The organism is Pseudomonas sp. GD03875 (assembly GCF_029840585.1).
Classification (GTDB): domain Bacteria; phylum Pseudomonadota; class Gammaproteobacteria; order Pseudomonadales; family Pseudomonadaceae; genus Aquipseudomonas; species Aquipseudomonas paralcaligenes.
On sequence record NZ_JAOCCV010000005.1, the window covers coordinates 38,825 to 51,145 of the forward strand.

The following is a 12,321-nucleotide window of genomic DNA, read 5'->3' on the forward strand; positions in this document are numbered from 1 at the left end:
AGAGAGGCTGGTGGGCGCGCTGATGGGTTATGGCCTGCGACCCAACCACCCTACCGGCTCCCAGGCAGGCCGCTTCCGCAGGGCGGCTGTAGCGTCTGCAACACGTAACGGGTACATGGCCTTTTCAAAGACCTGCTAACCCGAAGTCGCCGGCGGCTACGTCTACCCGGGCGAATGGACTGTTCGCCCGAGGAGACCCCGCCATGTCCCGCATCGCCCCGCAACCCCTGCTCGCCGGCTTCGGCGCCACCCTGGCCCTGGCGCTGGCCGCCTGCAGCGCCTCCCACGACGAGGCCACGCCCAGCGTGGTCGCCCCCCAGGCCGTACCCCAGGCCGCCGAACCCGTCGCCACCCACGAACGGCTGCAGGAGCAGGCCGCCCCGGCCGCTGCCAGGGCCCGGGAAGTGCGCAAGGCCATGCCCTATGCCGCGCCGATGATCGCCCCGGCGCCGATGAGCGATGGCGCCGGCTTCGGCTACCGGGACGCCCACCGCGAGCAATACCAGAAGATCGAGGCCAATCCGGTGCAGGCCGTGGCCGAACAGCCGGTGTCGACCTTCAGCATCGACGTGGACACCGGCGCCTACGCCAACGTGCGCCGCTTCCTCAACGACGGCAGCCTGCCGCCCAGGGACGCGGTGCGCCTGGAGGAGCTGGTCAACTACTTCCCCTATGCCTATCCCAAGCCCGAGGGCGACGTGCCGTTCAGCGTCGCCACCGAACTGGCGACCACGCCCTGGAACCCCGAGACCCGCCTGCTGCGGGTGGCGATCAAGGCCGCCGACCTGAGCGTCGCCGAGCTGCCGCCGGCCAACCTGGTGTTCCTGGTCGACGTCTCCGGCTCCATGGACCGCCGCGAAGGCCTGCCGATGGTCCAGGCCACTCTCAAGCTGCTGGTCGACCAGCTGCGCCCGCAGGACCGGGTGGCCCTGGTCACCTACGCCGGCACCTCCAGCGTGGTGCTGGAATCCACCGCCGGCAGCGAGAAGGCGAAGATCCGCGCCGCAATCGACCGGCTCAGCGCAGGTGGCTCCACCGCCGGCGAATCCGGCATCCAGCTGGCCTACCAGGAGGCGCAGAAAGGCCTGCTGAAGGACGGCATCAACCGTATCCTGCTGGCCACCGATGGCGACTTCAACGTCGGTATCAGCGACTTCGAGACGCTCAAGCAACTGGCCGCCGACAAGCGCAAGACCGGCGTGTCGCTGACCACCCTGGGCTTCGGCGCGGGCAACTACAACGAGCAGCTGATGGAACAGCTGGCCGACGCCGGCGACGGCAACTACGCCTACATCGACAACCTGCGCGAGGCGCGCAAGGTGCTGGTCGACCAGCTCAGCTCGACCCTGGCGGTGGTGGCCAAGGACGTGAAGATCCAGGTCGAGTTCAACCCGGCCGAGGTCAGCGAGTACCGCCTGCTGGGCTACGAGAACCGTGCCCTGAAGCGCGAGGACTTCGCCAACGACAAGGTCGACGCCGGCGAGATCGGCGCCGGGCACACGGTCACCGCGCTGTACGAGGTAGTGCCGGTAGGCGCCAAGGGCTGGCTGGAACCGCTGCGCTATGCCCGCGCCGCCGGCGACCAGGACAAACCCGGCGAGATCGCCTGGCTGCGCCTGCGCTATAAGGCACCGGAGGGCGGCGCCAGCAAGCTGATGGAGCGGTCCATCGTCAAGGGCAAGGCGACCCCCATCGCCCAGGCCAGCGACGACCTGCGCTTCGCCGCGGCGGTGGCGGCCTTCGCCCAGCAGCTGCGCGGCGGCCAGTACACCGGCGCCTTCTCCCTGGCCGACAGCGCCACGCTGGCCCGCGGCGCCCGGGGCGATGACCCGTTCGGCCTGCGCGGCGAGTTCGTGCAACTGGTCGAATTGGCCCAGAGCCTGCAAACTCCACAAACCGTTCAAGTCAGGGCCGACTAATTGAACCTCCCACTGCAAGACGATGACGCCGCGCTGCTGCGGCGTTATCGCAACGGCGACGCGGCGGCCTTCGCCACGCTCTACGAGCGCCACCGCCTCGGCCTGTTCCGCTTCCTGCTCGGCCTGTGCGGCGACCACGCGCTGGCCGAGGAGGTGTTCCAAGACACCTGGATGAGCCTGATCCGCAGCGCCAGCGAACAGCGCGAGGCGGTGCTGTTCAAGACCTGGCTGTACCAGATCGCGCGCAACCGCCTGATCGACCACTGGCGCAAGAGCGGGCGTCATCAGGGAAAGCTCGATGAGTACGACGAGACGCGCCACGCCAGTGCCGACCCGGGCCCCGGCCCGGAGCAGCAGCTGGTGCTGAGCCGCGATCAGGAACGCCTGCAGGCGGCGCTGGCCGACCTGCCCGAGGAACAGCGCGAGGTGTTCCTGCTGCGCGCCCACGGCGACCTCGAACTGCACCAGATCGCCGAACTCACCCGGACGCCGGCGGAAACCGTGAAGAGCCGCCTGCGCTACGCGCTGAACAAGTTACGTCGGCTGCTGGCCGATCCGGTTTCGGCCGAGGAGGTATCCGCATGAGCCAACACGACAGCGAACTGCAGCAGGAACGGCAGCTGCTGGAGCATTTTCGCCAGCACGCCCAGGGCGAGCCCTCGGCCGCCATGGACGCGCGGATCATCGCCGCCGCCCGCGAGGCACTGGCCCAGTCGAAGCCGAGCACGGCGCAACGCCTGCACGCCTGGCTGTTCGGCGCCGGCAGCCGCACCCGCTGGTCCATGGCGGTGGCGGGCCTGGCGGTGTTCGGCATCGGCCTCAACCTGGCCCTGAACACCCGGGACCGCCTGCCGCAGGCCTACGACGCCCCCGCACCGGCAGCGGCCAGCGCCCCGGCGCCGGTCCTGCGCGAGGTGGCACCGGCCATGGAGGCGCAGCGGCACAGCCGCGCACGCGAGTACGTCCAGGCCGAACCGGCACCGGCCGAGCGGGCACTTGCCGAGTCGGACACCGCCCTCCCGATCTCGCCGCCGGCTGCCGCGCCCCGACCGATGGCACCGGCGCCGATGGCCGATGCGGCCAAGCCGGCGAAGCCCGGCACCGAGGCGCGCCTAGAGGCCAAGACCAAGGCGCAGGCCATTGCCAAAGCACAGGTAGAGGCGGCACAGGCCGAAGCACGATCGCACTCTGGAGCGAGCACACAGGCACTGGCCGAAGAGCCCCCGCCGCTGGAAGAGCGCCTGCGCCAGGTGCTGCGCCTGCGCGAGGAAGGCCAGCGCGAACAGGCCGACCGGTTGCTCGCCGAGCTGCGGCAGGAGTACCCGCGCCAGGACCTAGACACCGAGCTCGAACGCCTGCTCAAAGACGAGCGCTGATCCGCAGCGGCCATGTCCCGGCATGGCCGCTGCGGTGCAATATGGCGTAATCCGACGGTCTTGCCACGGCGCACTTCAAGCGCGAGCATGGGGCATCGACATGAAAACCTGTCCGCCATGAAAGTTTTCCACGCACTCCCCCTGCTCCTGGCCCTCGGCCTGCTGGCGGCCTGCGACGAGCCGCCCAAGCCTCCGTCCGAGGCGCCTCGGAAACAGGCCGAAGCCCGGCCCGAGAAAAGCGCGCCGACTCCGCCACCGCCCGCCGCGAAGAAGGCGGAGGAAAAACCTGCGCCCAAACCGGCGCCCGCGCCGCCCAAACCCACCAAGCCGGCGCCCAAGCCCGCCGCCAAGTCGGCCGTGTCCCCTGCCGTCAAGGTGCCGCTGCCGCCGGTGAAGCTCGACCTGCACCTGCCTGAGGAACTGGTTCAGGGGCTGGAGCCGGGCGAACCCGTCGAGCCGCCCAAGCCGGTATTGCCGCCGATGTTCATGGAAAAGCCGACCAAGCCCGGCCCCTACCAGTTGAACGGCCGCCTGATCACCAACGACCGGGGCGACGACTACTGGGACTCCGTGGAAGGCGCCGAGCTGCAGATCGAATTCCGCAACTGAGGCCGCTCCCGGCGCTCCTGGGTGGGACCACCTCGGAAAAAACGTCGGTGCGCACAGCCTGGGCGGCCCCACGCACCCTACGTTGCCGGGTACCACCTCGGCGTGTAGACCCACTCGCCGCCGCCCTGGCGCGGGAAGCGCCGGGTCTGGCTGGAGCCAACGATCACCAGGGTGCGCATGTCCACCTGCTCCGGGGTCAGCTCGCCCAGGGTGAGCACGCGCAGAGCCTCGGCCGGGCGGCCGATATCGCGGCCGAGCACCACCAGGGTCTGCGGTTCGCGGTGCTGGCGCAGCAGGTCGAGGGCGCGGCCGAGCTGCCAGGGGCGTGCCCGGGAGATCGGGTTGTAGAAGGCCATCGCCAGGTCGGCCGCCGCCGCGTGCTGCAGGCGCCGTTCGATCACCGCCCAGGGCTTGAGGTTGTCGGACAGGGAGATCAGGCAGAAGTCGTGGCCCAGCGGCGCGCCGGCCCTGGCGGCGGTGGCCAGGGCGGCGGAGATGCCGGGCAGCACCTCCAGCTCCACGCCCTGCCAGCACGGATCGACCGAGCCCTCCAGCGCCTCCATCACCGCGGCGGCCATGGCGAACACGCCGGGGTCGCCGGAGGACACCATCACCACCCGCCGTCCCCCGGCCGCCAGCTCGAAGGCATGGGCGGCGCGCTGCAGTTCCTCTCGGTTGTCGCTGGCGTGCAGGCACTGGTCGGCGCGGTAGGGTCCGGCCATGGTCACGTAGGTCTCGTAGCCGAGCACTTCCTCGGCCGCGTCCAGTGCCTGGCGCACGGCCGGCGCCATCAGCTCGGCGCAGCCCGGGCCGATGCCGATCACGCTGAGCCGGCCGCGTGGTCGGCCGATAGCGGCAGCGGCTTGCGGGCTGTCGGCCAGGTGCAGGCTCAGCCCCGGTGCCTCGTGGCAGGCCTGCGGCAATGCCGTGTCCGACTCGATGAAGCGCAGCGGCACGCTCAGCTCCCGGGCGGCCTGCTCGGCCTGCGGCAGCGCGCGCCCTTCGCCCTCGACCAGCAGCGCGGCCAGCGCCGCCTCGGCCAGGCCGGCTGCGGCCAGCGCCTCGCGCAAGCGCCGCGCGAGATCGTCGTCGCCTCCGGTGCAGCGCGCCAGCAGCCGGCGCGGATGGATCAGCAGCGCATCGTCATCGCCCGCGGCGGACACGTCGACGCGCACGCAGCGCTCGCCCTCGGGATGCAGCGGCAGGTCGGCCCGCGCCAACCAGGGCGCCTCGCCCTCGACGCGCAGGCGCGCACCGCCGAGCAGGTCGCTGACCAGCCGCTTGCCCCGCTCCAGGTCAGCCAGGACGTAGCCGGGCGGCGGGTCGAGCAGGCAGGTGCCGAAGCGCAGCTCGCCGCTGGTGGTGATGGCCGGCGCCACCGCCAGCCAGTCGCCCAGTTCGCGGGCCAGGCGGTTGACCCCGTCCAGGCCGCCGAGCAGCGGCACCACGGCGCTGCCGTCCTCGGCCAGGGCCAGCACCGGCGGCTCGGCGCCCTTCTCCGCCAGCACCGGCGCCAGGCTGCGGATGACGATGCCGGCGGCGCACAGGGCGATGATCGGCGTGCCGGCGCGGTACAGGCCGCGCAGGTGTTCGGCGAATTCGCGGTAGATCTGGTCGACTTCTGCCACCCGCCCGCTCAGCCCATGGATACGCGCCCTGGGGTAGCGCTCGCGCACCCGGCGCGCGGTGGCCAGCGCCGATGCGCCGAGGATGACGATGGCGGGACTAATGCCCGTGGAAGCGGCCTCGGCCGCGATCGCTCCACACTCGCCGTCATCGCGGCCAAGGCCGCTCCCACCGGTGGTCGACTCAGCCACGCCACTTCTCCCCCGGCACCAGGATCATGGAGAAATAGGGCGAGGCCAGCGGGTCCACCTCATCCAGCGGCACGATGTGCTGGTTGTCCATGGTGGCGCGCTCCACGTAGTGGGCGCGCTCGGCCAGGCCGAGACGTTGCAGCACGCGGCGCACCTTGTCGAAGTTGCGCCCGAGCTTCATCACCACGGCGGCCTCGGCATTGCGCAGGCGCTGCTCCAGTTCCTCCTCCGGCAGCACGCCGGAGAGCACGCTGAGCGACTGGTTGCGGTACACCAGCGGCGTGCCCAGTACCGAGGCGCAGCCGAGCATGGAGCACACGCCGGGCACCACCTCCACCTCGTAGCGCTCGGCCAGGCGGTCGTGCAGGTACATGTAGGAGCCGTAGAAGAACGGGTCGCCCTCGCAGATCACCGCCACGTCGCGGCCGGCGTCCAGCTCCAGGGCGATCTGCGCGGCGCAGGTGTCGTAGAAGTCGGCGATCACATCCTCGTAGGAGAGCGGCGGTTCGAGCTTCTCGGTGGTCACCGGGTAGACCAGCGGCAGGCGCCGCTGCGCCTCGGTCAGGTGCCGCTCGATGATGCCGAAGGCGTTGCCGCCCAGACCCTTGCTCGCCTTGGCCTTGGCCACGAAGTAGCCCACCACCGGCGCCGACTGCAGCAGGCGCAGGGCCTTGAGGGTGATCAGCTCCGGGTCGCCGGGGCCGACGCCGAGGCCGAGCAGACGTCCCTTACGCATCACTCCACCTCCGAGGCCAGGGCGTTGACCGCGGCGGCGGCCATGGCGCTGCCCCCACGGCGGCCACGCACGATCACGTAGGGCACGCCGCGGCTGTCGGCGGCGAGCAAGTCCTTGGATTCGGCGGCGCCGATGAAGCCCACCGGCATGCCGAGGATCAGCGCCGGCTTCGGCGCGCCGGCGTCGAGCATTTCCAGCAGGTAGAACAGCGCGGTCGGCGCGTTGCCGATCACCACCACGCTGCCCTGCAGATGCTCGCGCCAATGCTCCAGGGCCACCGCCGAGCGGGTGTTGCCCAGCTCGCGGGCCCGTTGCGGCACATCCGCTTCATTGAGGGTGCAGATCACCGGGTTGGCAGCCGGCAGGCGCGCGCGGGTGATGCCCTCGGCCACCATGCGCGCGTCGCAGAGGATCGGCGCGCCGGCGGCCAGGGCCGCGCGACCGGCCGCGCCGGCGCCGGTCGAGAAGCGCAGGTCCTGCACCACGTCGACCATGCCGCAGGCGTGGATCAGGCGCACGGCAAGCTTTTCCAGATCGGCCGGGATGGCGCTCAGGTCGGCCTCGGCGCGGATGGTGGCGAAGGACTGGCGATAGATCTCCTGACCGTCGCGGATGTAATCGATCATTCGGGTGTTCCTGTGGCCAGGCGTTCGCCGGCCTGGTCGATGTCGAGGGACGACGCCAGCAGTCGGCCGAATCCGGCCTGGTCCCGCTCGCGTCGATAGAGGTCATAGCGCCCGCCGGAGCGGGCCAGCAGGGTGTAGGGCGCAACATGGGCGGCGGCGCAGCTGCGCGGGCAGCCGCACAGGTGCATCTGGGCCGGGCCGTCCGCCCCCAGCCGCGCGGCCAGGCGCAGGGCGTCGGCCTTGGTGTCCGCCTCGGCCCTGGCGCAGCCGGCGGTGCCGCTGCAGGCGAGCAGGCGGGCCAGCGGCGCGCGGGCGTCCAGCACCAGGCCGATATCGGCCATGGCCCGGGCCACGGCAGCCTGGCGCTCGACCACCACATCCGGCAGCAGCACGCCCTGCCAGGGCGTCAGGCGCAGCTCGTCGCTGCCCTCGGCTCCGGTCAGGTCGGCCAGTGCCTGCAACTGGTCGGCGTGCAGGCGCCCCAGCGGCGCGCCGGCCAGCAGCATCGCGCGGTTTGGCTGGGCCTGGGCATGGATGCCCAGCGGCGCGCCGTCCATCGCCACGGGGGCGAAGGTCGGCGGCGGGTCTTGCAGGGCGAACGGCAGGCGAGCGAGGAAGTCTGCCACCGGCATGTCCGCCAGCAGCTGGCGCATGCGCGTGCGCTCGCCGGCCAGTTCGAGGAACAGGTTCAGCAGCGCCTCCACCAGCGCCGGCACCCGCTCCAGCTCGACCACGCCCAGCGCGCCACGGCGCGGACACCCCGCCAGGCCGAAGGCCATCCGCGTGCCGCCGGGCAAGGCGCCGAGCCAGAGGTCGTGGGGGTGGTCGAGCATGGCCAGGGCCTCGCCGCCGTCCAGCTGCAGGGCGAACTTGGCGGACAGGCCGTGGAAGGCGGGGGTGTCCTGCAGCAGCGCCAGCAGTCGTTCGGCCAGGGGCCGGGTGTCCAGGTGGGCGGCCGGGTCGCGGCCGGCGGCGGGGCTGATCAGCAGGTTGCGCACATCGTCGGCCGCCGCGTGGCGCGGGCCGAGGCCGGCGTCGAGCAGGCGCCGCACCAGCTGTTCGTGGCAGGCCTCGCGCACACCGCGAATCTGCAGGTTGCTGCGGTTGGTCAGCTCCAGCACGCCGCCGGCGCAACGCCGCGCGACCTCGGCCACGGCGCGCGCCTGCTCGCCGGTCAGCCGCCCGCCGGGCAGCTTGACCCGACAGATGCCACCGTCGCGCGCGGGCACGATGCGCCACAGGCCCGGACAGGCGGAGGGCCTTGGCACGAAGGCGACAGGGGAAGATTCGGGCTGCAAGCGGTCACCGGCTACGAACGACGCGGCGACCGAACCAGCGGAACCGGAAGGCTCCTTGGCATCGGTACACCCCGCCCGATGTTGGCACTCGCGACAGCGTCGTCGGCAGGTCTCCTGGCTGGCAGGTCCTCGTCGCCCCACGGCCTTCCCGATTGCTCAGTGGCGCCTGTGTGGAGCGACTCGCTGCTTACAGTTGCGGGGGCAGCCACGGCTCGACCGTGTTCCCTCTTAGGCCCACGTACCCCCGAGGGGCCGGGCACCGACGAAGGCGCTATTATGCCCGCTTTTCACGACGCCGGGCCAAGCCCCGCGCGTCGCCCCGCAAGGCATCGAGGAGACACACATGACGGCCTGGCTGACGGTGGTGGGCATAGGCGAGGACGGCTACGCCGGCCTGGGCAAGGCGGCACGGCGCGCCCTGCTGGCGGCGGAGCGCATCGTCGGTGCCCCGCGCCAGCTGGAGCTGCTGCCCCCGTGCATCCGCGCCCCGCGCGAGGCCTGGCCGAGCCCCTTCGGCCTGGCGCCGGTGCTGCAGCGGCGCGGCACACCGACCTGCGTGCTGGCCAGCGGCGATCCCATGCTGTTCGGCGTCGGCGCCAGCCTGGCGCGGCAGTTGGACGAGGGCGAGATGCGGGTGCTGCCGGCGCCCTCCTCCTGTTCCCTGGCCGCCGCCCGGCTGGGCTGGCCGCTGCAGGACACGACCCTGCTGTCGGTGGTGGCGCGGCCGCTGGCCGCCATCGCCGCGCACCTGCACCCGGGCCGGCGCCTGCTGATCCTGTGCAACGACGGCGTCAGCCCCGCCGCCATCGCCGCCCTGCTGCGCGAACGCGGCTTCGGCGCCAGCCGCCTGAGCGTACTGGAGCACCTGGGCGGCCCGCTGGAGCGGCGCGTCGACGGCCTGGCCGAGGGATGGAGCCTGGAGCAAGCCGCCGCGCTCAACCTGCTCGCCGTCGAGTGCCGCGCCGATGCCGGCACCCGGCCGTTGCCGCTGACAGTCGGCCTGCCCGACGAGGCCTACCGCCACGACGGCCAGCTGACCAAGCGCGACGTACGCGCCGTCACCCTGGCACGCCTGGCGCCGCGCCCCGGCGAGCTGCTGTGGGACGTGGGCGCCGGCTGCGGCTCGATCGGCATCGAGTGGCTGCACAGCCACCCGAGCTGCCGGGCCATCGCCATCGAGGCGGACGAAGGGCGCCAGGGGCTGATCGCGCACAACCGCGACGCGCTCGGCGTACCGCAGCTGCAACTGCTGGCCGGCCATGTACCGGAGGCGCTGGAAGGGCTGGAGCGGCCCGACGCCATCTTCATCGGCGGTGGCGTGACCGTGCCCGGCGTGCTGGAGCAATGCTGGCAGGCGCTCCAGCCCGGCGGCCGGCTGGTCGCCAATGCCGTGACCCTGCAGAGCGAGGCCGCGCTTGTGGCCTTCCGCGAACGGCACGGTGGCGAACTGATCCGCCTGAGCGTGGCCCAGGCCCGGCCCCTGGGCGGCTTCGACACCTGGCGCAGCGCCCTGCCGATCACCCTGCTGGAAGTACACAAGCCGTGACCCGCGTGCTGCTGCTCGGCGGCGTCGGCGACGCCCTGCGCCTGGCCCGTCGCCTGGGGCCGGAGCACCTGTACAGCCTGGCCGGGCTGGGCAAGGTGCCGGAAGACCTAGGCTGCCGGGTGCGGGTGGGCGGCTTTGGCGGCGCCGAGGGGCTGGCCGGCTTCATCCGTGGCGAGGGCTTCGACCTGCTGCTGGATGTCACCCATCCCTATGCGGCGCGGATCAGCGCCAACGCCGCCACTGCCGCGTGCCTGGCCGGGGTGCCCTGCTGGGCCCTACGCCGCCCCGGCTGGCGACCCGGCCCCGGCGACGACTGGCGCGAGGTAGCCGACTGGGCCGCTCTGGTCCGGGCCCTGGCGCCCTTCCGCAAGCCCTTCTTCACCCTGGGCCGCGAACCGCTGGCCCACCTCGACGAAATACCCGCGGGGCAGTTCTGGACCCTGCGCCTGCTCGATGCCCAGCCCGAGCACCCGCGCGCCCGCTGCATCGCCGCCCGCGGCCCCTTCGCGCTGGACGACGAGCGCGCGCTGTTCGCCGCCGAGGGTTTCGACGCGCTGGTGAGCAAGAACAGCGGCGGCGCGGCCACCGAGGCCAAGCTGCAGGTGGCCCGCGAGTGCGGCCTGCCGGTATTGCTGCTGGCGCGCCCCGAACTGCCCGAGGTGGAGCGCAGCTTCGCCGATCCCGAAGACCTGTGGCAGGCGCTGCGGCCCCTGCTCCGAGAGACCTCATGAAGACCGAAAACTACGCCCGCGTGCTGTTCGCCGGACCCGACCTCGATAGCGGCAGCTTCGCCGAGCTGATCCGCCATCAGTTGGCCGAGCGCTTCGGCGCCGCCGTGCTGGACGACCTGTTCGATACCGACGCCGGCTACGAGCCGCTGTGGGCGCAAGTACGGCAGTGTCTGGCAGCCGGCGAGCTGCCGCTGCTGCTGGTCGACCTCGACCCGCTCGGCGGCAGCCCGCATCTGGACTGGCTGCGCGGCGAGCTGCAGGCATTGGCCGGTGAGTATGCGAGCGACGTATTCGTCTGCGCCGGCAATGCCGAGGACGTGGCGGCGCTGGCCGAACTGATCGTGAAGCCGGAGCGGCACCTGGGCTGCGTGGAGGTGCCGCAACTGCCGGAGCGCCACAGCTGGTCGTGCATCCCGCCGCACCGCTATCGCGTGCTGCTGTGCAGCGGCCCGCGCTGCACCCGTCGCGGCGCCCTGCCGCTGTGGAAACTGCTGCGCGAGGAGCTGAAGGCGGCGGGCCGGCTGGAAACCGAAGACGGCGTGCACATCACCCGCACCCAGTGCCAGTTCCCCTGCGACCAGGGGCCAACCCTGAGCGTCTACCCGCCGGGCGAGTGGTACCGGATACGCGATGCGGACGAGGTGAAGCGCCTGGTGCGCGAGCGCTTCGTCGAGGAGCGCGCGGTGCCGGAGCTGATCATGCGCGCGTAGGGCGGGTGCAACCCGCGTGGTGAATTGCGCGGGTTTCACCCGCCCTACGTTGGATCTTCCGGGACGGTGCGCATGGCGCACCCTACGGATGCGTATGTAGGGTGCGCCATGCGCACCGGGATCAGAGACTCATCACGTCGAGGAAGCGCGGCGTGGCGCTGTCGTCGATCTTCAGGCTCTGGAAGTCGAACAGGTTGCGGTCGGCCAGTTGCGAGGGCACCACGTTCTGCAGGGCGCGGAACATGATCTCGGTGCGGCCCGGGCTCTTGCGCTCCCACTCGTTGAGCATTTCCTTGACCACCTGGCGCTGCAGGTTCTCCTGGGAGCCGCACAGATTGCACGGGATGATCGGGAACTCCTTGAGCACCGAGTAGGCCTCGATGTCCCTCTCGTTGCAGTAGGCCAGCGGGCGGATCACCACGTTGCGGCCGTCGTCGGACAGCAGCTTGGGCGGCATGGCCTTGAGCGTGCCGCCGTAGAACATGTTGAGGAAGAAGGTCTCGAGGATGTCGTCGCGGTGGTGACCGAGAGCCATCTTGGTCGCGCCGATCTCGTCGGCGTAGGTGTACAGGGTGCCGCGGCGCAGGCGCGAGCACAGCGAGCAGGTGGTCTTGCCCTCCGGGATCTTCTCCTTTACCACCGAGTAGGTGTCCTTCTCGATGATGTGGTACTGCACGCCGATGGACTCCAGGTAGGCCGGCAGCACGTGCTCGGGAAAGCCGGGCTGCTTCTGGTCCATGTTCACCGCGACGATCTCGAACCGGATCGGCGCCACCTTCTGCAGGTACAGCAGGATGTCGAGCAGGGTGTAGCTGTCCTTGCCGCCGGACAGGCAGACCATCACTTTGTCGCCGTCCTCGATCATGTTGAAGTCGGCGATGGCCTCGCCGACCTGGCGGCGCAGGCGCTTCTGCAGTTTGTTCTGGTTGACCGAGAGGGTGCTGGGCATGGTG

At 71.5% G+C, this 12,321-nt stretch carries 12 protein-coding genes and 1 riboswitch; of the genes, 7 read left to right on the plus strand and 5 right to left on the minus strand.

The window, feature by feature from the left end; genetic code table 11:
• The first annotated feature begins 203 nt into the window (after nucleotides 1-203).
• The 4 genes from N5D30_RS05640 (at nucleotide 204) to N5D30_RS05655 (ending at nucleotide 3,904) form a co-directional block, all read left to right on the plus strand.
• A complete protein-coding gene (locus N5D30_RS05640) occupies nucleotides 204-1,919 on the plus strand; it encodes a VWA domain-containing protein (protein WP_279908099.1) in 1,716 nt (571 codons plus the stop codon).
• Nucleotides 1,920-2,504 (plus strand): RNA polymerase sigma factor, encoded by a 585-nt coding sequence (locus tag N5D30_RS05645; RefSeq protein ID WP_279908100.1) that lies wholly within the window; start codon nucleotides 1,920-1,922, stop codon nucleotides 2,502-2,504.
• Nucleotides 2,501-3,295 carry a hypothetical protein gene (locus tag N5D30_RS05650; RefSeq protein ID WP_279908101.1) on the plus strand — a complete coding sequence of 265 codons (795 nt, stop codon included), beginning with the start codon at nucleotides 2,501-2,503 and terminating at the stop codon, nucleotides 3,293-3,295. The genes N5D30_RS05645 and N5D30_RS05650 overlap by 4 nt, the downstream gene beginning before the upstream one ends.
• A gap of 117 nt (nucleotides 3,296-3,412) precedes the next feature.
• The gene (locus N5D30_RS05655; protein WP_279908102.1) at nucleotides 3,413-3,904 is read left to right on the plus strand and encodes a hypothetical protein; all 492 of its coding nucleotides are present in this window, start codon (nucleotides 3,413-3,415) and stop codon (nucleotides 3,902-3,904) included.
• Between the two features lie 77 nt (nucleotides 3,905-3,981).
• Here N5D30_RS05655 and cobJ read toward each other — a convergent pair whose 3' ends face one another.
• The 4 genes from cobJ to cobG form a co-directional block, all read right to left on the minus strand.
• Nucleotides 3,982-5,634, minus strand: a complete 1,653-nt coding sequence (gene cobJ, locus N5D30_RS05660; RefSeq protein WP_279908268.1) for a precorrin-3B C(17)-methyltransferase — start codon at nucleotides 5,632-5,634, stop codon at nucleotides 3,982-3,984.
• A 79-nt stretch (nucleotides 5,635-5,713) separates the two neighbouring features.
• A complete protein-coding gene (locus N5D30_RS05665; RefSeq protein ID WP_279908103.1) occupies nucleotides 5,714-6,457 on the minus strand; it encodes a precorrin-2 C(20)-methyltransferase in 744 nt (247 codons plus the stop codon).
• The gene (locus N5D30_RS05670) at nucleotides 6,457-7,083 is read right to left on the minus strand and encodes a precorrin-8X methylmutase (protein WP_279908104.1); all 627 of its coding nucleotides are present in this window, start codon (nucleotides 7,081-7,083) and stop codon (nucleotides 6,457-6,459) included. The genes N5D30_RS05665 and N5D30_RS05670 overlap by 1 nt, the downstream gene beginning before the upstream one ends.
• Complete coding sequence (cobG, locus tag N5D30_RS05675; RefSeq protein WP_279908105.1) at nucleotides 7,080-8,351, minus strand: precorrin-3B synthase; 1,272 nt, start codon at nucleotides 8,349-8,351, stop codon at nucleotides 7,080-7,082. The genes N5D30_RS05670 and cobG overlap by 4 nt, the downstream gene beginning before the upstream one ends.
• A gap of 116 nt (nucleotides 8,352-8,467) precedes the next feature.
• A riboswitch (cobalamin riboswitch) is annotated at nucleotides 8,468-8,660 on the minus strand.
• 64 nt (nucleotides 8,661-8,724) lie between these two features.
• Here cobG and cbiE point away from each other — a divergent pair.
• Genes cbiE through N5D30_RS05690 form a run of 3 tightly spaced genes read left to right on the plus strand, consistent with a single transcriptional unit; the run spans nucleotide 8,725 to nucleotide 11,368 of the window.
• Nucleotides 8,725-9,927, plus strand: a complete 1,203-nt coding sequence (gene cbiE / locus N5D30_RS05680) for a precorrin-6y C5,15-methyltransferase (decarboxylating) subunit CbiE (protein WP_279908106.1) — start codon at nucleotides 8,725-8,727, stop codon at nucleotides 9,925-9,927.
• Complete coding sequence (locus N5D30_RS05685; protein WP_279908107.1) at nucleotides 9,924-10,658, plus strand: cobalt-precorrin-6A reductase; 735 nt, start codon at nucleotides 9,924-9,926, stop codon at nucleotides 10,656-10,658. The genes cbiE and N5D30_RS05685 overlap by 4 nt, the downstream gene beginning before the upstream one ends.
• Nucleotides 10,655-11,368, plus strand: a complete 714-nt coding sequence (locus N5D30_RS05690) for a (2Fe-2S) ferredoxin domain-containing protein (RefSeq protein WP_279908108.1) — start codon at nucleotides 10,655-10,657, stop codon at nucleotides 11,366-11,368. Before N5D30_RS05685 ends, N5D30_RS05690 begins: the two co-directional genes overlap by 4 nt.
• Nucleotides 11,369-11,489: 121 nt before the next feature.
• Here the strand turns inward: N5D30_RS05690 and ttcA are convergent, their stop codons facing one another.
• Nucleotides 11,490-12,317, minus strand: coding sequence for a tRNA 2-thiocytidine(32) synthetase TtcA (ttcA, locus tag N5D30_RS05695; protein WP_279908109.1), 828 nt, complete (start codon nucleotides 12,315-12,317; stop codon nucleotides 11,490-11,492).
• Nucleotides 12,318-12,321 lie beyond the last annotated feature (4 nt).